Below are 22,517 nucleotides of genomic sequence, written 5' to 3'. Positions count from 1 at the left end.
TTCATGATGGACAATCTCAAGGGCTTCATTGCCGACTTCAATGCAAAAGCCGACCGAAGCCCTGATCAGGTTTTTGCGATTTTCAACGGTCAGCCGATCACTTTTGCTATGCTGAAAATGGAATCAAGCGCGTTCGCCTCGACACTGCGACGCAAAGGCGTGCAACCGGGCGACCGTGTCGCAGTAATGATGCGGAACTCCCGTCTATCGCTTCCTGTCCTTTTCGGCATTGCAAAGGCTGGAGCCGTCTGGGTGCCGATCAATGCGCAGCAAAAGGGCGACGGGCTTTGCTTCATGCTCGAGCATAGCGAACCCAAGCTCATCTTATGTGACCCAGATTTCCGATCAACGATCTCAGGGTGCGGTGCTCAACTACGCTCCGAAAACATCATGTTGGTCGGCGATCAAGATCATTCGGTACCGGAGGCAATCCTGCTCCGCGAAAGCAGTTTTGCTGATGCCGTCCCAGATGCGCACGATTTGTTTGCGATCATGTATACGTCGGGAACAACTGGTCGGCCGAAGGGTGTGCTGGTTACCCACGGGATGCTGCGGCTCGCGGGGGAAGCGGTACGGACCCTAACCTCAATGGGTCCAGCAGACGTGTTTTTTGTCTGGGAGCCACTCTTCCATATTGGCGGGGCCCAGCTTTTAGTTCTGCCGATCATCGAAGATGTGACGTTGGCCATGGTCGACCGCTTCAGCGCGAGCCGCTTCTGGGATCAAGTTAGGAACTCATGCGCAACTCATATCCATTATCTCGGGGGCATCCTTCAGATTTTGCTGAAGCAGCCGGGGAGCCTGCTTGATCGTGAACATTCGGTTCGGATCGCGTGGGGAGGCGGGTGCCCGAAAGACGTTTGGCCGGAATTCCGCGATCGCTTCGGCGTTGAGATCCGGGAATGCTATGGGATGACCGAAGCAGCGAGCATTACGACCTGCAACACCAAAGGTGTCGTTGGCTCCGTCGGAAAGCCGACGCCTTGGTTTTCGGTTTCGATCGAGGATGAGGTGGGCAACCCCGTTGCGAGCGGAAATCGAGGAGAGATCGTCGTCAGATCCTCGCTCGATGGTGCTCTTTTCAAGGGTTATCTCCGCAACCAGGAAGCAACGGGAAAAGCGCTCGTAAACGGGGCGCTCCACACTGGAGACGCAGGCACTTTAGACGGTGACGGAAACCTGTGGTTCCATGGCCGGTTGACAGACAGCGTCCGGTGTAAGGGAGAGAATGTCTCTGCTTGGGAAGTGGAGCGTGTCGTTGGTACTCATCCGGCCGTTGAAGACTGCGCGATGATCGGAGTAGCTGCCGATGTGGGTGAGCAGGACATCAAATTGTTCGTGAAAGCGAAGACCGGAAAAGTTATCGAGCCTGAGCATCTATCTCACTGGCTTTCTGACCGCCTCGCCTCCTACCAGAACCCTCGCTACATCACAGTGGTGAAGGAATTTGAGCGCACGCCAAGTCAGAGGATCATGAAGCATTTGCTTCCCAAAGATTTAAACGATTGCTGGGATCGGCTGGCAGCAAAAGAGCAAGCTCGGGCTTAGGCTGGGGTCACAGGTATGCAGGCCCACCGCGCGGAACGCAAATTGGCTACCTTGTTGAAGCGTACGGAGTACAGCGCAGCGGCAACGCAGAGCGGGACGGGATGGTGAAATGAACCGCACATCAATCAAACTAGATGAACCCTTGATCCTCGTCGGTTGCGGCAATATGGGCTATGCACTGCTTCGTGGATGGATCGACACGTCTACTGTCGATCCCGCCGCTGTCCACGTCGTCGAGCCAGTCAGAGTTCTGCGGGAGAGAGCCGTGGCGCTCGGCGTGAATACCCATGAGACCTGTGAGACGCTACCAAGAAAAGCAGGGATCATCGTCTTCGCACTTAAGCCTCAAGCCGTCCAAAATGAGCTGCCTTCCTATCAGCGCTTTTCAGATGGCACCGTTTTCGTGAGCATCGCGGCGGGCGTTCCCGCTGGGAAGTTGAAACTACTGCTTGAATCTCCACGCATCGTGCGTGCGATGCCGAACACCCCGACCTCTATAGGAAAAGGCTCAACGATTATTTTTACCGGCAGCGCTGTAGAAGACGGCGAGCTTGAGAACGTCTTATCGTTGTTCAAAGCCGGTGGTGCGGTTCATCAAGTCACACGAGAAGACCTTATAGACGCGGCCACAGCGATAAGCGGCTCAGGGCCGGCGTACATCTTCTACCTCATCGAGTGCCTAGGTGATGCGGCTCGTGAACTAGGTCTGCCGGCGGAAGTAGCGAGCAAATTGGCCAAAGAGACTGTTCACGGTGCGGCGGCGCTAGCTTTTGCATCCAATGACCACCCAGCAGAGCTTCGGCGACAAGTCACAAGCCCGAATGGAACCACCGCAGCGGCTATGTCGGTCCTTGCGACAGAAAGCGCACTTTCTGCACTCATACTGCGCGCCACTAAGGCAGCTTTTCAACGATCATTGGAACTTGGTGGAGCAGAGGAACTTGGATTAACGTCAAGCGGCCAGGGGACCAAATGACAGAAGACATCTTATACCTGAATGCATCAGACATAGATCAATTGAACATATCGCCATCTGAACTGCGGGCGGTGCTTCGAAAGGCATTTGGAGCCTATAGTTCAAGTGAACTTCGGATCCCTTCCAAGCAGACTGTGAGAGCCGCACCAGATCGATATTTTCAGACGATGGCCGCGGTTTGCAACGAACCTCCATTGGCGGCTGTAAAGTGGGTGAGTGTCGTAGGAACGAACTCTCAGCGAGGACTGCCAAATGTTAATGGCCTGATCATCCTCGGCGACGGTGAAACCGGACTGCCGCTCGCCGTTGTGGACGGAAATCGCCTCACAGTCATGAGGACCGCAGCCATGTCGGCACTAGCGTCTGAGTACCTCGCATCACCGGCTAGCACATCGCTAGGCTTCGTAGGATGTGGGGCACAGGCGTACGGCCATCTGACGGCGCTGCGAGACGTGCTTCCGGGCTTAGCTGACATCGTATGCTTCGACCGCCGTATCGAGTCTGCGGTATCACTCGCTGCGCACGCCGACGCAGACGGCGCCAACGGTCGAACCACCACCAGCCCGGATGATGTCCTTCGATGCGACATCGTTGTCTCCACCGTTCCGAATGTCGCAGGCATGGAGCCGTTCCTCGATGCTCGGAAGCTGACGGCGGGTAGCCTGGCTATCGCAATCGATATGGGGCGATCGTGGTTGCCTGATAGTTTTGGAGCATTTAGCTCGTTCATCGTCGATGACAAGGTGCAAGCCGAGGATCCTGATAGCCGATCAAAGCTAGCCTATTCTGGCCCATTTAATGCGGACTTGGCTGATCTCGCAAGCGGCGTTTCGAGGGGCCGTACAAGCGGATTGGATCGTATCCTATTCATCTATCCTGGTTTTGCGTTGGCGGATCTTGCTGTGGCGGGTGAACTCTACATTAGGGCTCGGCGGGAAAATGTCGGGACAAAATTGCGCCGCTAATAGGATCCAGTTCCGGGTTCTCCAATGTGATCGTTTTCCAACTTAGATGAACGCCAAGTCTGAATTTTGGCGTCACACACCCTCAACCTCTCCCGGCTGCGCTGCAAGTACAGCTTCGTATGCAGGCGATCGGCCGATCACGCACACTGCAAACCAGTGTGCCGGGAACATACGGTGACTTATCCTTAGATTTGCTGAACAGGGCAGCTTTAGTGGAGTGCGCCCATCGTTAAACGACAGAGATCCGTAATGCCGTAGACTGGTAAGCCAATTTTCTTTCGCAGTGCCGGAGCAACGCAAGGGAAAGCGGTGCAGGTCAGTAGAATGTTTGCAATGTCTGGGTGAGACGCTCGCAAGCGTGTTGCACCCGCAATCACATCTGCCTCAAGGCCCGCCATCTTTTCAGAGATAGTCACCTCCGCTGGATAGCGCGTCTTCACGCTTTGCTCATACGCACCTTCGCAACCGCCGAAAACTACCCTGCTCCGATCAGCCGAATTCTCAATGCCGAGGGCTGCGTCATCGTAGGGGGACGGCAAGGAGACACTCAATAGTCCAATTTTCGCCGCACGGCTCGCCTGACGCAGCAAGAGAGGCAACAAAAGCAGACTCGATAAAATCACCGGAACGCCCACCGCTGCTGCCACCGCAGGCTGATGCCAAGAAAAAAGGCCACAATCTGAAGCAACTGCGACAGCACCCCTTTTTACCAGACGTTCGGCAGCGACGATAAGGGCGGGCTCAATCGAAGAATCGCGGGCCCAGAGCCGATCCATATAGGCCCCTTCGACTTTTTCCGCGATGATCGGAAAATCAAATGTCTCAGGGTTAGCGACATAGCCGCGCGGCAACACGGAGTCGCCCTCGGTCGTCAGAACGCCCAGCGCGCGTCCAATCATTCCATTGCTGATCATTCTATTTCCTCCTCTGGAAACTGTCACAATCCAGTATCATCCCGCGTAAATTATTATGCAATGTGCAATATTGAATTTTCATTTTGGAGAAGGATTGCGCAAAGGTCTTCGGGCACGAGTTGTGATTGAGGTGCCCAAGCTCGGAATTCCACATAGGGTACAAGATCTTGCACCTTCAAAGCGTTCAGTTCGTAGATCCCGAAAACTGTGGTTGGTTTGATTGCAGGCAGCCTTGCCTCATCGCTGCCGGGCGTCAACTCGGTATCACGTCGGCTTCAACGCATTATTTGGTTCAAGATGCGTACGGTGTCGGGCGCACTGAAGCAGCGTCAAGCCGTTCCTATGCCGGAAATATTCTCCTTGACGAAAATAAATTAAATTATACAATATGTCGTATTGCTATGCGATATAACCGTATGATGCAGTTGCTAAGCATGTCTGGAGATGCGCTCGAGTCTTTATGACGTTGGAATCCACTTCGAGCTTTGCACAAAAGGGGAACAGAGGATGAGCAACAGAATAGCAAGCGACGCTCTCGCGGTCTGTGCGGCGATATTGCTTTCCGGATTGCCGACCGCAACTCGCGCGGAGGAGATCCCGGAAAATCTTAAGGGAACTGGGGAGGTGGTCGTTGCCACCGCCGGCGGCGCTTTTGAAGAAGCGCAAAAAAAGGCTTGGTTCGAACCGTTTGAGCGCGATACTGGCATCAAAGTGATTACCATCCCTTCAAGCGCTAAACTGCTTGCCTCGGCAAAGCTCGGCCAACCAGAGGCCGATATCAGCAATATCAATGGCGGTGAGGTACCGACATGGGTTGACAACGATGCTCTGGAAAAGATCGACTACACCTTTTTTGCCAAGGAAACTCTGGCAGGGCTTCCGGAATTCATGAAGGGTGAATATGGCCTCGGCTCTTTCTATTACTCAGTTGTGGTCGCATACAACACAGCCAAATTTCCCAATGAGCGTCCGAAGAATTGGACTGACTTCTACGATGTGAAGGCATTTCCAGGCAAGCGAAGCCTCCCAAATTGCGACCTGATGCTGTATGGCGCACTCCTGGAAGGGGCACTGATCGGTGATGGCGTCCCAAAAGACAAGCTTTATCCTCTCGATATGGATCGAGCCTTCGCGAAGCTTAAGGAAATAAAGCCCAATGTTGGTCGCTGGTGGGCAACGGGCGCAGACGCGCCGCAAAGCCTTATCGGCGGTGAAGTTGATATGGCCGCTGCATGGAACGGCCGCATCGTCACTGCCAAGAAACAAGGTGCGCCACTGGAACTGTCATGGGATCAGTCCATGCTGCAGTATGATGATTGGATCATTCTGAAGGGCGCGTCCAATAAGGAAAACGCTTCGAAGCTTCTTGCCTACATTTCGCGGGCAGAGGCACAGGCAGCGTTCGCAGAAGCAATCCCGTACGGCCCGGTCAACAAGGATGCATTCAAGCTTTTGCCGAAGGAACTGGCGGAAACCATACCTGGCGCACCCGGAATCATGGAACAGCAGATCGTACAGAATTACGATTGGTGGGTTCAACGGGGTTCGGACGGCCGCACCAACTATGATGTGGCCATAGAGCGCTGCACCACTTTTCTGTCACAGTGAGGTTTTGCAGCTGCGGTCCATAGGTCCGCAGCTGCTTTATAAAGGCGAGCCTCGCCCTTTACTAAGCAGCACGATATCCTAGGGCAATTTACTGGCACCGACAAACCCGCTTAGAGAAGTACCTTTTTGACCCTAACGCGGCCGGGTCCCCGCTCTTCCGAGTTCATGCGGTTCGCCATCTGGAGAATGGAGAAACTGATGAGAATTGCCGTAGGTGGTATCCTTCACGAGACGAATACGTTTCGCAGGCAAGATGCACAGCTTTTAGATTTTGAGATCGTACGTGAGAAAAGTCTGATCGAGGCTCACAGCGGAGTTCGCTCCTATATAGGCGGAATGCTAGACGCCGCGGAGAAGGCAGGGGCAGTCGTTCAACCGACGATGTTTGCATCCGCTGAAGCCGGCGGCGTCATTGAGGAAGAAGCCTATGCCAGTATGCTTGGCGATCTGCTTGCGAGTATCGAACGCGCTCTCCCGGTCGATGCGGTGGCGCTGGCTCTCCACGGCGCGGGCATTGCGAAGGCGATAGGCAATATAGAGATCGACATATGCCGAAAAGTTCGCGACCTCGTTGGTCCAAATGTGAAGATCGTGCTAACCCTTGATCTTCACGGGAACCTCGATGCGTCTCTTTCCGTAATTGTTGATGCAATTTTTGGAACAAATTTCCATCCTCATACCGACATGTTTGAAAGAGGGCAGGATGCGATAAATATCCTCCCTGAATTGCTTTCTGGGCGCATCATCCCGAAGCTGCACATTGAGAAGCTTCCCATCCTGCTGGTCACCGCGACTACCATGTATGGCCCGATGGCTACGGTTAACGAACTATGTCGCTCCATCGAACAAGAGCCTGACATTATCGCATGCACTTTCTTTCATGGATTTGTATGGACCGATACCGCTGACACTGGGCCGTCGGTGCTAGTAATCGCGAACGGAGATGCACAAAAGGCTCGTGAGGCTGCCCAGCGCGTCGCTCGGTTCGTCTGGGAAAGACGGGATAAGTTTCGGTCAAACGCTCTTTCGCCGGAGACGGCGATCGAGTCCGCGCTAAGCTCTGGCGCCTGGCCAGTCGCTCTGTTGGATGGGGGAGACGATCCCGGCGGCGGCTGCCCTGGCGATGGGACATATTTGCTACGCGCCATGCTCGACGCGAACCTGACCAATACGTGTTTTGCGGCAATGTTTGACCCTTCAGTCGTAGCGAAGGCTCTCGCAGCGGGCGTCGGTGCCACTATCGAGGTTGAACTTGGTGGCAAAACGGATGTTCGGCACGGAAGTCCTATCGCTGCGACGGCGTACGTTAAGATTCTGACCGATGGGCAGTTCCTTTGCCAGTCTCCGATGGGCAAGGGAAGCCAAGTCATTGTTGGCCGCACCGCAAGGTTGCAAATTGGTGGGATCGACGTCATTGTTGTCTCCGAACGTCATCAGCCAATCGACACCGAAATCTTTCTGATTCATGGTATCGACGTGACACGCTACCGCATAATTGCGCTGAAGTGCACGAACCACTGGCGCGCTGGCTTTGCGAAAGTCGTAAAGCGTGACTTCCTCGCCGATAGCCCCGGGATCATGAGCAGGAATCTCTCCGACCATTCTTATACCCATCTCAGCCGGCCGATCTGGCCGTTAGATCAATCGGCGGTGTATTAACAAGAATGGATATCGGCATCCTAGCTGTTTGACGTGTAATATTCATTGGAGGACTTCACACACGAAACACCGAGCTCCGCGCAAGGTATTCGTAGCCCAATAGCGTTCTTTGAAAAGCTCCACGGGGTTCGACTACAGTATCTTCGCTCTCAATGTGTTCGGAAAATTTTCAGCATAGCTAGGGTTAGCGTTCGCTGGAAATTGCCGGGACTTGGTCGCCGTTGTCGTAGCACAATGACCTTTTCTGCCGTCGACACGCGCGCCTGATTGATGATGAAGAGTTCGCCGAAGTTCCATAAGGTTTGTTACGCCGCAAATGTGTGTAGGGGCTATTTAGTAATGCGACAGTTGGGCCAGTTAGAGATGCGACAGTCTCGCCTCTCGACGCACTGGTCAAAGCCAATGTTGGGAGCAAGGATGACGATCTTCAGCCTGGTCGAGACCATGAGCGGTCGGAGTCGTCATGTCCTTTATGATCACCATGTCGCAGAAAGAGTTGCATCGCCTCGAAGTCATCCAGAAGATCCGTGACGAACGCCTGAGCGTTGTCCAGGCTGCCGAACTGCTCGACCTCAGTCGAAGTCAGGTCCATCGGCTGCTGCAGGCTTATGACCGGAATGGTCCAGCCGGCCTTGTTTCCAAGAAGCGATCACAACCGAGCAACCGGCGCCACAGCGAGGAGTTTCGCAATGCGGCGCTGGATCTCATCCGGGAGCGCTATCTGGATTTCGGTCCGACGCTGGCTCGCGAGAAGCTGATCGAACTGCATCATATTTCGGTCGCCAAGGAGACGCTGCGGCAATGGATGACCGGGGCCGGCATCTGGATCTCGCGTCGCGAGCGCAAAAAGCGGGTTTTCCAGCCACGCGGCCGGCGCGACTGCTTTGGCGAACTGGTGCAGATCGATGGTTCGCATCACTGGTGGTTCGAGAACCGCGGCCCCAAATGCGCCCTGCTCGTCTATATCGATGACGCCACTGGCAAGCTGTTACATCTTCGCTTTGCCGGATCGGAGAACACGTTCGATTATCTGCATGCGACGAAAGCCTATCTGCAGCAATGGGGCAAACCGCTGGCTTTCTATAGCGACAAGCATGGTGTTTTTCGTTCGACCCATGCGTCGGAGAAGGACCGGACGAGCGGCCTGACGCAGTTTGGTCGTGCGCTTTATGAGCTGAACATCGACATTATCTGTGCCAACACTCCGCAAGCCAAGGGCCGTGTGGAACGCGCCAACCAGACATTGCAGGATCGGCTGGTCAAGGAGATGCGGCTTCGCGGCATCGATACGATCGAAGCTGCCAATGCCTATGCGCCTGAGTTCATTGCGGATTTCAATTCGCGGTTCGGCAAGCAACCGCGCAATCCGAAGGACATGCACCGACCGCTGGCCGACCATGAGAATCTCGATGGCGCCATGTGCCGGAAGGAAGTCCGCACACTGTCGCAGTCGCTGACGCTCCGTTACGACAAGGTCTTGTTCATTCTCGATCCGACCGAGATTTCCAGGCCATTGGCGGGTAAGAAGGTCGTTGTCTGCGACTACCCGGACGGCCGCCTCGAGATCATGCACGAGAGCTTCACCCTGCCCTACAGAACCTTCGATACATTGCGGTCGGTCCACCGGGCAGAGGTTGTCGAGAACAAGCGTCTCGACGACATGCTTTCCATCGTCGCCGAGCTGCAGGCTGGGCGGGAACAGCAACGCAGCAAGAGCGGCCCTCGCCGCACCGGCCAGACGGATCATATGTTCGGTATTCCCGATGGCAGCCAGGGCAATGGTTATCAGAAGCGTGGCCGCAAGCCTGGCCGGCGGACGGACTTCATGAATGATCCGGAGGTCATCGCAAAAAGGCAGAAGGCGCTGGCACGGCTGGAGGCAGCGGAATAAATCGGGCACTCATAGTCTCAAAGCTAAAGCCGAAGGGGTGCTCCTCACCCGCCCCCTCCCTTCCCTTGCAACCCGGCCCAGCCGGTCCGGTCGGGGGCTTGCCTCAGCGCAAGTGGACATGCCGAGTGTCGCATTTCTAAATGGCTGACAGCGTTGCGCATCTAATCAGCTTTGACAATGTGTGTAGGGGGGTGGGTTCAAGGATGAAGTGCGACTTGCAATAGATAACAACGGTTTATCCTTGCAAGGAACGAGACATGAAGCGCACCTACTCCCAGATCGATATCGATGAACGCCGCAAGATTGCCCGCTGGCGCACGGCTGGGGTCAGCGTTGATGTGATCGCCTATGGCACGCCGCCCGCGTGATGCGGTGCTGCGCAACCGAAGTGGTGGCTCAGCACCGCAACCCGCAGTCAGCGCGCAACTGCAGCAACCAAAAACCGTCGGAGCGAGCTCGAATTGGTTAATACTCAAGTTTGTGAAGCGAGTTCCGGTTGCACGACCTCGAAACGAATCGTCGCGCCCACCCGCAAGCTGATCTCGTTTACAGAGTTTGCTACCAATTCTACGAGGCTCTCGAGCGAATGGATTCGTTGCTTGTCTCCAGCGAGTGTGAATTTTCCCAGGAACAACAAGGCGCACACTTTGTCGGGCCGAGCGCAGAAGACCAATTTACTGCCCTCGGCTTCTAGCACCAGGAATGCGTCATCGGATGCCATTCCGGGGAACATTTCGTAAGCTCGAGACAGTCTGGATCGGATTACATCATAATCCTCTAATGTTTCAATGGCACCGACCAGGGACAGGTAGGGCAATCTGGTCGAACTCCGCAACCACACTTCAGTTCCGTCGGCTTTTAGAAACATACGTATCTCCACCGTACCTTAGAAGGTACCAGGTAGTACCAGGTCTTGAAGCACTCCGTGCTTCAGATCGAGAAGAACATGTTTGAGTATATGACTTTACCTCAAAGCATATTCGGCTACATGTCCTCATGTTGTTTCGTGCCTGTCCGGGTCCTTCCAGGTTCTCCATTCGTAGTTACGAAGGACGATATAGCCGGGGCCAGTTCCTATTACATAGTTTGGGTTTAGCGGTGTTTTGCCGAGCGGGGTGCAGATCACGTATTGCGGTACGGCAAAGCCGGTAGTGTGCCCACGCAGGCTTTCAATAATATGCATGCCAACATTGATTGAAGTTCGGAAGTGCTCAGCGCCCCGCACTAGGTCGGCGTGGTATAAATAGTATGGCCGCACGCGCGCAATAAGGAGTTTGTGGACCAACTCTTTCATAACCTCGACAGAGTCGTTAATTCCTTTCAAGAGCACCGACTGATTACCCACTGGCACTCCCGCTTCTAGCAGCCGTTCGATCGCCAATTTCGCTTCAGACGTGATTTCATTGGGGTGGTTAAAGTGTGTATTGATCCAGATGGGGTGATACTTTTTGATCATCTGGCAGAACTCGGGCGTGATCCGCTGCGGCAATGTCACAGGTATTCGTGTGCCGATGCGAATAATCTGAACGTGAGGAATTTGCCTGAGGCGTGACAGTACATACTCTAGCTTACTATCAGAGACGGTCAGCGGATCGCCTCCGCTTAGCAGTACGTCCCGAATCTCTGGACGCTCGGCAATGTACGCTATACCTCTGTCAATTAGCGCTTGGTCACTGACCATTGACTCTCGGCCCGCGCGGATTTTTCGTGAACAGTGCCTGCAAAAGGTGGGGCATAAATTCGTAAGATAAAAGAGAACGCGGTCCGGGTACCTGTGAACGATGCAAGCGACGTCAGTCTTTCCCTCCTTCCAAAGAGGATTTTCGGAATCAACGCCGGACTTGTGGAACGAAGGAAGTTGGTCAATATGGAAGATGTCGTCGAGTTCCTTGATGCTCGGAATTGCCTGTAGGCGGATGGGATCGTTCGGATTGTCCTTTTCTATCAGCGATAGGTAGTAGGGTGTTGCCCGGAAAGAATATCGCTCACCCACTTTTTGGAAAGCTTCTACTTCATCGGGAGTGATGTTTAGCTGCTCCTTGAGCGCCTCCAACGTGGTGGCGCTGTTTGCAAGCTGCCAACGCCAATCATCCCAAGCCGTCGGGTCCGTCGTCATATGATATCTCCGGTTTGAGTTTCCGTTGGCGGTATTGAGCATCCAGTACGAAGGGTCCCGTCCGCAGTGAGGTCTGGAGCAAACCTAACATTTTCCTTCGTTCCTCAGTTCAAAGTTGCGGCGCACCTGGACCTACTCAGCCGCATCTCGTGCGGCATCTAGTCGAACGACCACAATCGTTTTTTCAGTCACGTCGCTCGACGGAGAAGAGATTGTTACACGACCGTCAAGTTCCAAGCAGCCTCCCGTTAGCCTGTTCACCCGGGGATGGCGCGACTGCCCAATCAACTAGGTTCAACGCGCGGTGAAGTATCGCCTCGGCTTCTGCGGGGTCGGTCGAAGCGGCAATAACATGTCCGATTATGTCTAGGTAATCACCTTTCCGGACAAGAGAGACTCCCGGGTCAACATAGAATCTAACCTCAGCAATACCTGGTACAATCTCCGCCAGATCGGTACCTCTGATGTGAGCCAGTGTGCCGTCCCGATCAGGTACGAAAAAATGGGCTGCCGCGACGCGGGATCGGCTTTTATGCAGGTCGCACTCTTCCCCGATAACAAGGCTGATGTGTTGTTCGATGACATCTAGACCGTAGGCCAACTGGACCAGCCGAGAAGTGGTCCAACCCGGAAGCCGTGGGTTAACTTCCATCACGACCGGGCCTCTTTTTGTCCAGCGGAGTTCAACATTTGCTGGGCCCCAGCCGAGGCCGAGTGCTTGCAAGCACCTCAACGAGACATCCGTGATACCCTCGTGCTCCTCATCAGTTAGCTGGGCTGGAAACATGCTTCTACGAGGAACGAAATGAGGCGGGGGCCCAAATTCGGCTGAACCAATCGCAATGACTGCGTTCCCCATTGTAACAACGTCATAAAAAGGCCCTTCTACGAACTCCTCGACAAGTATTGTCGGCGAAGACCGCCAGGGGAAAGCCCCTCCCAGCAGATAGGTTGTGTGTTCGGCTAACTCAGCGGCATCGCGACATAATCGGACACCGCTGCTTCCGTTTCCAACTGCGGGCTTAACAATAACCGGGAACCCGATGTTAGCGGCAGCCCTATCCACAGTCATTGCACTAGCTGCCCATCGAAAGGTCGGTACTGGCAGGCCATTTTGCGTCAGGAGCTGACGTTGATTAAATTTGTCGCAGCAACGTTCGATCAAAAGGGGGTCCGGACCTGGTCGGTCGAAGCACCGGCATAGCTTTCCGACCGTCACGTTAACCGACTCGCCGCGGGTCGCAAAACCGACAAACCCGGCAATATCACAGGTCGTAGCCAGATTGAGGCACTCACGCTTCACCGCATCGAAATCGTCAGTATCGACCATTATCGCCTTACCGCCTTCCGCCATAAGGTAGTCATACTGCGTTGGATCAGCCGCCAGGGTAATCGGTTGTAGTCCACGACGTCGGGCGGCCTGGACGTACAGCAGACCATTACTTCTCGATCCTTCAATGAGTACGAGTGCTTTTGTTCGCATTGGGTGTTGACCCTCCATCCGTCCGAGGCTGTATCCGAGGGCAAATTCGCACTGAATTGTCTCTAGAGGTTCCCATTTTTCCAAGGTTCGCGTATTGCATCGCAATTTACTGGCCACAAGAGTGTCCCCTGCGTGAGTCAATAGATGACGTAGTCTAGAAGACCTCAGCCGTCGGTAGCGTTCTCTCAATATCGGAAAGAAGTAGGGGCAGTTTAGACACCAAATGCTGATTGTTCAGATCTATAAGCCTGAGAAAATCTTGGTCGTACATAGTCACATAGTTGAGCTTCGGGACCGCGCATTTCGACAGCACCGGAATTGACGAAAGGTCCACTATGATGCGTGGCTCCAGTCGCAGAAGGGCGCCCTTTAGAGCCGCTTTGTAATCTTCACTTAAATCGGCGGTTGCGATAGCAGCGCATGAACGCAGCTCTCGAACGCCCCCAATCTCTTCTGGACGCATTATCGCGATTTCCCTGTCAGAGGAGCCCCGGAGGCGCCTGCGAAGTTTTTTGGGATTCCGCGTTACGACTACAGTGGAACGGAATCGATCTGCCCCTCTAGTGCTGATTAGGTCGCGCCCCAGCATACCTGCCCCAATCATGTAAAGACGGCCGGGTTCCTCTATCCCCTTAAATTGCTCGGCTATTAAGTCGTAAACAATTCGATCATAGTTGAACGGTGCGATGAAGTGCAGTCGCTCTCGCGATGCGCGACCCACACCTAGTGCCAGCCGTGCGATCCGAGAAATTGGAAGCGCCGGATCAAGGAGCGCAACAGCATTCGAAACTTGATCGTTAACGTAGGGCTCCCCAAGGATCTGGGATTTAGCACCGGAAGAGATCTCCGCGAGACGCTTAGCAACAGCCCTCGCACCTTTGACAAGCGCGCGCGGAAAACCAGAGAACAAAAGATCTATATTTCCGAGCGCAGACTCTTCTCCATAGACTTCAACGCGCAGGCAGGTTGTGATTAAAAGGATCCCGCGTTTCGCTAAATCGATCGCCATCGGTTTGATCTTCGCTGAATGCTGCGCCATTTGAAATGGCGACGTCATTTCGTGATCAACGTAGTGCCCAACGATATCGGTCATCATTTCACTCCTGATCTTGGCTGAAGGCCTAAGGATGTCAGAGGCGCTCGACTTCGAAACTCCAATGAACCGCGCCTCGGACGTAGATGTTTTAGCTGTCACTCCGCACAGCGGTGGTTCGTACTGGTCTCCTTTCGGCCATTAGCTTGCAAAGAATTGCTAAGTCCCCTTCGCCTCAATAGCGTCTACAAGTCGTGAGAGCGCGTGGACGTAGGCGGCGCTTCGCAGGGTGATGTTCTTGTCCTTCGCACACGCCCATATTGCGGCTCCTTCCTCTTCCATCTTCGTCTTCAGCCGGGCATGTATGTCCTCAATGAGCCAACGGTCGCCTTGGCGGTTCTGCACCCATTCGAAATGCGAGACAGCGACCCCACCCGCATTCGCGAGGATATCCGGAAGAATGGCAACGCCCCTGTTCTTGAGGATCTCATCAGCCTCCAGCGTGATCGGGCCGTTGGCGAGTTCAAGAATGATCGGAGCCTTTACGTTGGCAGCGTTACCCGCGTGGACCATGTCCTCCAGGGCTGCCAAAACGAGCAGGTCGCAATCCACCGAAACCAGTTCGTCGGCAGCAATTCTCGAGACACCGTCTGAACTCGCGAAGCTGGTAACGCCTCCGTTGCGCTCTTTAGCAGCATTCAGCTTTTTGATATCGAGGCCCGCCGGGCAACGAATTGCACCCTTTGAGTCGGAAACCGCCACGACCTTGTATCCGGCCGATTCGAGCAGCTGCGCCATGTGAGATCCGGCGTTGCCGAAGCCTTGGATCGCGGCTCGTGCACCCGGAGTAAAGCCGAGGTCCTTCGCCAGGAATTGGAGGAGATAATAGCCGCCACGGGCCGTCGCATCATCACGGCCAAGCGAGCCACCAAGGCTGATTGGCTTACCGGTGAAGACCGCCGGCGTCCACTCGCCAACGATAGAAGCGTATTCGTCCGCCATCCATGCCATGGTCATCGCGTTGGTGTTGACGTCGGGCGCCGGGATGTCGCGGTTGGGGCCGATGACATTGGCAAAGCGGCGGACATAGCCACGCGCAAGACGCTCCAGTTCATTCTTGGAAAGAGAGTGAGGATCAATCTGGACGCCGCCTTTGCCGCCACCAAACGGCAGGTTCACCACTGCGCACTTGATAGTCATCAGGAAGGCGAGCGTCTCTACTTCATCTGCCGTTACACTAGGGTGATATCTGATGCCGCCCTTGGTTGGGCCGCGGGTATCGTCATAGCGGCAGCGCAAGGCCGGTAGGTGTTTGTGTGAACCGTCGTCCATTTGGATCGTCAGACGGGCGTGCGTGGTCTCTTTCGGGGACGCCCATCTTTCAAGAATTATCGGGTCGATGTTGAGGTGCTTGGCCGCGTCAACAAGACGTGTCAGGGCCCGATGCAACATGGTGTCATGGCTCATTGAGCGTTCCCCCAATTCGGATGATCACAGGTATCCGTGGTACGTGATTGTCCACAAAGACCGCTAGCGTGTTTTGGGACGTAGTGGACTTGCCAAACCCGCCCTTTCCATAAAATCTGACGCAGAGCTGCCATGCTTGGCGTTCCTTCATGATGCGGTTATCTCGCAACGCGGATGCAGAAGCCGATCCGCTGCCTCGCAATAGCTCTCAAGATTCGTGCCAAGAAGGCCGATTGAGCTGACGAACAATAATTCCCTGCTATTCCAGTTATGTGGGCGGAAAAGGCGCGCGATGCGAGGAGGTAGCCTTTGTCGCTGATCTGACAAAGGTGACGACAATGCCGGATTGTTGTCATGCGTCTGAAGGATGGCGCTGGCTCAATGTAGCAAGTCGCGTCAGATCAAGTGGCTTCGGCTTGTTCATCTGATCATACGGTAGCTCGCCCAGCCGATCAGAACGGCGTTGATGTAACGATTGAGGCGGAGAAAGAGCTCGACAGGCTGCAGCAGCGTCTATGGACGGTGAATAGCCCCGAGTTTCGTAGATACCCTCGGGTTACGTTCTCTGCTGCTTTTCGAACTCGACGGGCGACAGCATCCCGTTTCTGACATGTTTGCGCTTCGGGTTGTAGAACATCTCGATGTAGTCGAACACGTCTTGTCTGGCTTCGTCTCTTGAGCGATAGACCTTTCGGCGTATCCGCTCCCGCTTCAACAGATTAAAGAAGCTCTCAGCCACGGCATTGTCATGGCAGTTGCCCCGTCGGCTCATCGAATGAACCAGATTGTGGTGATTCAGGAACGCTGCCCAGTCCATGCTGGTGAATTGCGATCCCTGATCTGAATGCACCAGAACTTTTTCCTTTGGCTTTCGCCGCCAGACAGCCATCAGTAATGCTTGGAGCACGACATCCGTTGTCTGACGGCTCTGCATCGACCAGCCAAATGACCCGGCGGTAATAGAGATCGATGACGACGGCCAGATAGGCAAAACCCTCGTTGGTACGGATGTAGGTGATGTCAGTGACCCAAGCTTTGTCTGGAGCCTCGACGTCGAATTGCCGATCCAGCGTGTTGTCGATGACAACGGACGGTCTGCCGCCATAGATGCCGGGACGGCGTTTGTAGGCGAGCAACCCGGTTGGGGCAGCATGTCTCACCGTGATCGAGCAGGTCGTCATGGAGCTTCTGATACCCGTAGACCTTGCCGCTCTCTTCCCAAGCCGTCTGGAGCAGATCCATCTGCCGCTTGTCCTCACTGGCACGCTTGCTCAGCGGCATCCGAAGCCAGGCATAAAATCCGCTGGGATGGATGCGCAACAGGCGGCACATCGTCCGTACCGAAAACAGCTCCTGATGCTTTGCAACGAACGCGTACTTCACTTTGCATCCCTGGCGAAATACGCGGTCGCTTTTTTTAGTATGTCGCGCTCCTCGGTGACGCGCGCCAATTCCTTTTTGAGCTGCTTGATCTCCTCGGCCTGGTCGCTGCCCTGGTTGTCAGACGTGGAGGAAAACTTCTCTTCCACTCATAGAGCGAGTGCGGGCTCACACCCAGCCGCTGCGAGACCTCCGCAACCGGATAGCCCGTTCAGTGATCTGACGCACAGCGTCCCGCTTAAACTCTTCGCTGAAATTCGATTTGCTCATGATGATCTTCTTGCCTCAACTTAGGAAAGAAGGCGTCTACAAATCTCGGGGCTATTCACGGCTTTTGATTGATATTTCCAGCAAGGATTTCTCCACGCATCTGGCAATGATCCTACTCACGCCGCAACGTCCAGTTAAACCGCTTGTCCAACCTCACTAGGCGCCCGCAGTGTTATTCTCTCGATCGCTGTGCTTCTGATCGCGCATACGGTGTCACTAGTCAGACGATCAACGGTAAACCGAATCTCGATACACGCCCACCGCACCAGAACTTCAGTCTCCTTGCTATCTCCGGCGTCTTATTCGGCGTTGAAATCTTCCGCCTCGTTGCGCAGCTATCATGGAGTTGTCCGACCTGAAGCCTATCGAACCGCCCCTCCGTTCGCGGCGGTGATCGGGGCGGATTGCGACACGACATGTCGGCGACCCTACAAAACCCCTCCGCATAGCGACAACGAAAGACTCGCAATCTCAAAGACCTACCGGCGCAACCTGATTGGCACGAGTAGTGCTCAGAGTAAGCCGGGTCCCTAAAGCCCAAATCCGATTGGGAGCTTAAACGGCTATGCACATCGTGGTCTGTATCAAACAAGTGCCGGGCTTCGGACGCCTGGTATCCACTTCATCGGGAAGCAGACAACTGACGGCGACACGGCCCCGGTCTGACCGGCATCGGAAGGAGGCTGACCCTCCAGCAATCGACTTACATGGCGAGGAGCTCTGGAATGGCCAGCTGCTCCATCTGCATTAGACCTCGGCACCTTCCCGTCACGACGGTGAATATCATCACGCTCTCAGAAGAAGGAATTTGCAATGTCACGCCGCAACCGCAGAAGCCATTTCAGAAGACGGGATCACAAACGTTCAATGTCCAACCTATGGAACGATCGCCGCGATGCCCCTTCAATATCAAAACAAATCGACCTGATACTTCGCCGGAAGGGCCCTGGCGCGCGAAACGCCGGATAAAACACTGTGGGAAACATGAAATGTCTTCTAATTTAAACCTCAATTCTCCGGCCCCGCCAGCAAGTGAGGAAGCTGCAACGGCTGACGACGTCCGAGCCCAGGTGGACGCGTCTATAACCAAATCGCTCCGAATACGAGCATTCGGATGGGGTTCGACCGCTCAGGCGAAATGGACGAGGATTGGCTCAAAGCCAGCCTGTCGTTCCACGTTCCAAAGGCGTTCATTGTCGACCGAGACGGAAGCATCGCCTTTATAGGTGATCTGGTTATGCTCGAGGATGTATTGCCAAAAGTGTTTGACGGCAGCTGGCGCGCCAGCGCGGAAGCAAAAAATGCCGAAGAGGAGCGGATTGCTGAAGGCGAGACTTATGCTGCGCAGATAGTTTCATGATCGAGTCTGGGCGGCGGTAGAGATTAAGAATGGCAAGACGGCGCTCTCGGCGATTGAGGAGGGCATCAACCTGAACCCGGACAGCGCCTTCTTGCGGCGCAACTTTATTGCACGAGCAGTGCTCAGTGTTAGTCGGGTCCCTAAAGCCCGAATCCGATTGGGGAGCTTAAACGACTATGCACATCGTGGTCTGTATCAAACAAGTGCCGGACTCTGCGCAGATACGCGTCCACCCGGTGACAAATACGATCATGCGCCAAGGCGTACCGACCATCATTAACCCTTACGACCTGTTTGCTCTCGAAGAGGCACTTCAAGTTCGTGACCGCTATGGGGGCGAGGTGACCGTTCTGACGATGGGACCGCCCATGGCTGAGCAAGCGCTACGCAAAGCCCTTACCCACGGCGCAGACCGCGCAGTGCTTCTGACCGACCGCCACTTTGCTGGATCTGACACGCTGGCGACCTCGTATGCTCTTTCTCAAGCAGTAGCGAAGATTGGCGAGAGCTATGGGGCGCCTGATATCGTCTTTACGGGAAAGCAGACAATTGACGGCGACACGGCCCAGGTCGGACCCGGAATTGCAAAGAGGTTGAACCTCCAGCAACTGACTTACGTAACGAAGATTGTCTCCATTGATCCCACTTCGCGCGAGCTCATGGTTGAACGGCACGCGGAGAGCGGCACGCAGATGCTGAAGAGCACGTTGCCATGTCTCATCACCGTGCTGGAAGGTGTCAATGCTATCCGCCGGGGTTCTCTCGATGACGCCTTCCGTGCAGCGCGAAGCCCGGTTCTTAAATGGGGGGCCGCTGACGCCGGCATTGGGGAGTTGACCAAATGCGGCCTGCGGGGATCGCCGACGGTCGTGAAGCGAGTATTCGCTCCTGGTCCGCGCGCCGAAAAAGCTATGCAAATGGAGATTAACGACAAAACGTTGGCCGAGGTCGCCGCGGAGACGGTCGCTGCAATTTTTGCCCGCCAGCCTGTTTTGGAACGCAAGCTCACGTCCCATGGCAATCGGTGAGCAGCGAGGAGTAGATTTTGGTCGCTAGAAAAAATGAAACGACGGAAAACGCGGTCGGCCGCGCCAGCTTAGGGAAAAAGCTGCTTAAGTGCTTCGAAGATCACCGGCACGTCTGGGTCTTCATGGAACTTGAGCGCGGCAATGTTCATCCCGTATCGATTGAACTCCTCGGCGAAGGCCGCAGACTAGCTGACAAACTGGGTGTCCAACTGGCCGGGGTAATCCTCGGTTCGTCTGAAGGCGTGGGCACCAAGCCTGCGATCGAAGAGGCCTTCGCTTACGGAGCTGATGTCGCCTATCTGGTAGAATCGCCCCTCCTCGCCAACTATCGAAACGCACCCTTCACCAAGGCTTTGACGGATCTGGTCACTACTCACAAACCAGAAATTCTCCTTCTCGGCGCGACCACGCTCGGCCGCGACCTAGCCGGTGCTGTAGCAACGACCTTACAAACAGGGCTTACGGCTGATTGCACCGAGCTGGATGTGGATGGAGATGGTTCACTCGCAGCAACGCGGCCAACTTTCGGCGGGTCCTTGTTGTGCACGATCTACACGCTGAACAGCCGGCCGCAAATGGCAACGGTGCGGTCCAGGGTCATGGCGACGCCGCAACGTGTGGATAAGCCAATCGGACGCGTTATCCAACATCAACTCCTGATGGTTGAGGAGGAGATCGTCACCAAAGTCCTCGCGTTCCTTTGCAACAGTGGGTCTGAGCAATCCGATCTGGCCAACTCCGACATTGTGGTTGGCGGCGGTCTCGGCCTCGGCACTGCAGGAAACCTGCAATACTTGAGAAACCTGGCAACGACGATCGGCGGGGGAGTCGGGTGCTCGCGCCCACTGGTCCAAAAAGGCTGGATGCCTGCTGATCGACAAATTGGTCAGTCCGGCCATACCATTAGACCCAAGCTCTACATCGCGGCGGGAATATCTGGCGCGGTCCAGCATCGCGTTGGCGTCGAAGGAGCCGATCTGATTGTCGCTATCAACCTCGACCAGAACGCTCCGATCTTTGACTTCGCCCACATCGGCGTTGTCGCTTGCGCGCTGGAGTTCTTGCCGGCGTTGACAGAAGCTTTCGCCAAGCGAATGCCACCGCACAACTCTATCAAGGTTATGGACCGAGGAAGGCTAGATGACCAAGAGTAAGTTCGACGCGATCGTCATTGGTGCCGGGATGTCCGGTAACGCCGCAGCGTATTCGATGGCTAGTCGCGGTCTAAAAGTGCTGCAGCTGGAGCGCGGAGAACATTCGGGCTCTAAGAATGTTCAAGGGGCTATATTGTACGCCAACATGTTGGAGGCGATTATCCCAGAATTCCGCGATGACGCCCCTCTTGAACGGCATCTGGTCGAGCAACGATTCTGGCTAATGGATGACTCGTCGCACACGGGCGTGCACTATCGCTCTGATGACTTCAATGAACTGAAGCCAAACCGTTATACGATCATCCGCGCCCAGTTTGACAAATGGTTCTCACGCAAGGTGCGCGAGGCGGGAGGCACAGTCCTTTGTGAAACGACAGCGACCAGACTCGCTTGGGACCTGAACGGTAAAGTAATAGGCGTTCACACAGACCGAGAGGGCGGTGTGATCCTCGCGGACGTAGTCGTCCTTGCTGAGGGCGTGAACGGACTGCTTGGAACACGAGCCGGGTTACGCGATATGCCGAAGCCGGAAAACGTGGCACTCGCTGTCAAGGAAATGCATTTCATGCCGGAAGAGGTCATCGCAGAGCGCTTCGGCCTCAACGGTAGCGAAGGCTGTGTGATCGAAGCCGGCGGCACGATCTCACGCGGAATGGCCGGACTGGGCTTCCTTTATACCAACAAGGAGTCGATCTCGGTGGGGATCGGCTGCCTCGTCTCCGGTTTAGCGGAAGGCATGGAAAATCCGTACCGCCTTCTTGACGCCTTCAAGCGACATCCCTCGATCCGACCATTACTGGCCGGATCAGAGATAAAAGAATACGCCGCGCATCTTATTCCCGAAGGGGGCTTCAAGGCAATCCCGCAACTCTTTGGCGACGGGTGGGTGGTCGTGGGCGATGCGGCGCAACTAAACAATGCCGTGCATAGGGAGGGATCAAACCTCGCGATGACATCAGGCCTCATGGCCGGCGAAGCGATCTCTCAGATAAAGAGCCGTGGCGGCTTGATGACGAAGCGCAATCTCTCTCTCTATAAGGGCATGCTGGATAAGTCGTTCGTCATGAAAGACCTGATCAAACACAAAGATCTTCCAAGCCTCCTCCACACCGACAGTCACAATTTTTTCATGACCTATCCAACGCTTATATCACAGGCAGCGCAAAATTTTGTGCGTGTCGACGGTGCACCTAAAATCAACAGGGAGAAGGCTACAGCTGCCTCCTTTGTCAAGGCACGATCCCATTGGGGGTTGATCAGCGACGCGGTCCGCTCCGCCGCATCTTGGCGTTAAAGGAAAATTCGATGAAGGCGACCATCATTGAGCGCATTGAGGACAAGCTGTACCAAAACCGATATCTCGTCGACACTGGACGTCCGCATATCACAGTGCGACCGCACCGGTCGCCAAGCCCGAACCTGCTCGCCTTGACGCAAGTCTGTCCGGCCAAATGCTACGAAGTGAACGAAATTGGTCAGGTGGCGATTGTTTCGGATGGCTGTTTGGAATGCGGCACATGCAGAGTGCTATGCGAAGCGAGTGGCGACATCAAATGGAATTATCCCCGGGGCGGGTTCGGGGTCCTCTTCAAATTTGGATGAGGAGTCCCTACCTCCGCCGGAATAGCAGCGACCGATCCAGCTGCATTAGCGACGGCGATTGAA

At 54.9% G+C, this 22,517-nt stretch carries 17 protein-coding genes and 1 pseudogene; 11 read left to right on the top strand and 7 right to left on the bottom strand.

From position 1 onward, the window contains the following. Window positions 1-3 precede the first annotated feature (3 nt). The 3 genes from HJB84_RS26960 to HJB84_RS26950 all read left to right on the top strand — a co-directional run bounded on the left by HJB84_RS26960 (window position 4) and on the right by HJB84_RS26950 (window position 3,489). Window positions 4-1,548 carry an AMP-binding protein gene (locus tag HJB84_RS26960; protein ID WP_168277085.1) on the top strand — a complete coding sequence of 515 codons (1,545 nt, stop codon included), beginning with the start codon at window positions 4-6 and terminating at the stop codon, window positions 1,546-1,548. A gap of 109 nt (window positions 1,549-1,657) precedes the next feature. Beyond that, window positions 1,658-2,524: a pyrroline-5-carboxylate reductase gene (proC, locus tag HJB84_RS26955; protein ID WP_168277084.1), complete on the top strand. Its 867-nt coding sequence runs from the start codon at window positions 1,658-1,660 to the stop codon at window positions 2,522-2,524. After that, complete coding sequence (locus HJB84_RS26950; protein WP_131702608.1) at window positions 2,521-3,489, top strand: ornithine cyclodeaminase family protein; 969 nt, start codon at window positions 2,521-2,523, stop codon at window positions 3,487-3,489. The genes proC and HJB84_RS26950 overlap by 4 nt, the downstream gene beginning before the upstream one ends. A gap of 209 nt (window positions 3,490-3,698) precedes the next feature. On the opposite strand, the gene HJB84_RS26945 is transcribed toward HJB84_RS26950, so the two are convergent. Beyond that, a complete protein-coding gene (locus tag HJB84_RS26945) occupies window positions 3,699-4,403 on the bottom strand; it encodes a hypothetical protein (RefSeq protein WP_246622111.1) in 705 nt (234 codons plus the stop codon). A 507-nt stretch (window positions 4,404-4,910) separates the two neighbouring features. On the opposite strand from HJB84_RS26945, the gene HJB84_RS26940 reads away from it, so the two are divergent. The 3 genes from HJB84_RS26940 (at window position 4,911) to HJB84_RS26930 (ending at window position 9,561) form a co-directional block, all read left to right on the top strand. After that, complete coding sequence (locus tag HJB84_RS26940) at window positions 4,911-6,011, top strand: ABC transporter substrate-binding protein (protein ID WP_245515210.1); 1,101 nt, start codon at window positions 4,911-4,913, stop codon at window positions 6,009-6,011. A 198-nt stretch (window positions 6,012-6,209) separates the two neighbouring features. After that, window positions 6,210-7,670: a M81 family metallopeptidase gene (locus HJB84_RS26935; protein ID WP_168277083.1), complete on the top strand. Its 1,461-nt coding sequence runs from the start codon at window positions 6,210-6,212 to the stop codon at window positions 7,668-7,670. A 463-nt stretch (window positions 7,671-8,133) separates the two neighbouring features. Next, window positions 8,134-9,561 (top strand): ISNCY family transposase, encoded by a 1,428-nt coding sequence (locus tag HJB84_RS26930; RefSeq protein WP_221117396.1) that lies wholly within the window; start codon window positions 8,134-8,136, stop codon window positions 9,559-9,561. 472 nt (window positions 9,562-10,033) lie between these two features. Here HJB84_RS26930 and HJB84_RS26925 read toward each other — a convergent pair whose 3' ends face one another. The 6 genes and pseudogenes from HJB84_RS26925 to HJB84_RS26900 form a co-directional block, all read right to left on the bottom strand. Then, on the bottom strand, window positions 10,034-10,429 hold the full coding sequence (locus tag HJB84_RS26925; protein WP_131702611.1) for a hypothetical protein: 396 nt from the start codon (window positions 10,427-10,429) through the stop codon (window positions 10,034-10,036). Between the two features lie 126 nt (window positions 10,430-10,555). Further along, window positions 10,556-11,677 (bottom strand): KamA family radical SAM protein, encoded by a 1,122-nt coding sequence (locus HJB84_RS26920; RefSeq protein WP_131702612.1) that lies wholly within the window; start codon window positions 11,675-11,677, stop codon window positions 10,556-10,558. Between the two features lie 226 nt (window positions 11,678-11,903). Next, complete coding sequence (locus tag HJB84_RS26915; protein WP_168277481.1) at window positions 11,904-13,160, bottom strand: ATP-grasp domain-containing protein; 1,257 nt, start codon at window positions 13,158-13,160, stop codon at window positions 11,904-11,906. 154 nt (window positions 13,161-13,314) lie between these two features. Further along, window positions 13,315-14,253: a hypothetical protein gene (locus tag HJB84_RS26910; protein WP_168277480.1), complete on the bottom strand. Its 939-nt coding sequence runs from the start codon at window positions 14,251-14,253 to the stop codon at window positions 13,315-13,317. A gap of 159 nt (window positions 14,254-14,412) precedes the next feature. Further along, on the bottom strand, window positions 14,413-15,660 hold the full coding sequence (locus tag HJB84_RS26905) for a Glu/Leu/Phe/Val dehydrogenase (protein WP_205917676.1): 1,248 nt from the start codon (window positions 15,658-15,660) through the stop codon (window positions 14,413-14,415). Window positions 15,661-16,216: 556 nt separating this feature from the next. Further along, a pseudogene (locus HJB84_RS26900) lies at window positions 16,217-17,310 on the bottom strand (IS3 family transposase). A 1,114-nt stretch (window positions 17,311-18,424) separates the two neighbouring features. On the opposite strand from HJB84_RS26900, the gene HJB84_RS26895 reads away from it, so the two are divergent. From HJB84_RS26895 to HJB84_RS26875, 5 genes are all read left to right on the top strand, one after another. Beyond that, a complete protein-coding gene (locus tag HJB84_RS26895) occupies window positions 18,425-18,670 on the top strand; it encodes a hypothetical protein (protein ID WP_168277479.1) in 246 nt (81 codons plus the stop codon). Window positions 18,671-18,846: 176 nt separating this feature from the next. After that, window positions 18,847-19,698: an electron transfer flavoprotein subunit beta/FixA family protein gene (locus HJB84_RS26890; RefSeq protein ID WP_127431403.1), complete on the top strand. Its 852-nt coding sequence runs from the start codon at window positions 18,847-18,849 to the stop codon at window positions 19,696-19,698. A gap of 17 nt (window positions 19,699-19,715) precedes the next feature. After that, window positions 19,716-20,852 (top strand): electron transfer flavoprotein subunit alpha/FixB family protein, encoded by a 1,137-nt coding sequence (locus HJB84_RS26885; protein WP_168257389.1) that lies wholly within the window; start codon window positions 19,716-19,718, stop codon window positions 20,850-20,852. Next, window positions 20,839-22,146 carry an NAD(P)-binding protein gene (locus HJB84_RS26880; RefSeq protein WP_168257388.1) on the top strand — a complete coding sequence of 436 codons (1,308 nt, stop codon included), beginning with the start codon at window positions 20,839-20,841 and terminating at the stop codon, window positions 22,144-22,146. The genes HJB84_RS26885 and HJB84_RS26880 overlap by 14 nt, the downstream gene beginning before the upstream one ends. Window positions 22,147-22,157: 11 nt before the next feature. Further along, window positions 22,158-22,454: a ferredoxin family protein gene (locus HJB84_RS26875; RefSeq protein ID WP_127431406.1), complete on the top strand. Its 297-nt coding sequence runs from the start codon at window positions 22,158-22,160 to the stop codon at window positions 22,452-22,454. Window positions 22,455-22,517: the final 63 nt, after the last annotated feature.

The organism is Rhizobium sp. NZLR1b (assembly GCF_019685155.1).
Lineage (GTDB): Bacteria > Pseudomonadota > Alphaproteobacteria > Rhizobiales > Rhizobiaceae > Rhizobium.
The sequence above is the reverse complement of the archived record's forward strand: the minus strand, read 5'-3'. Positions and strand labels throughout refer to the sequence as shown.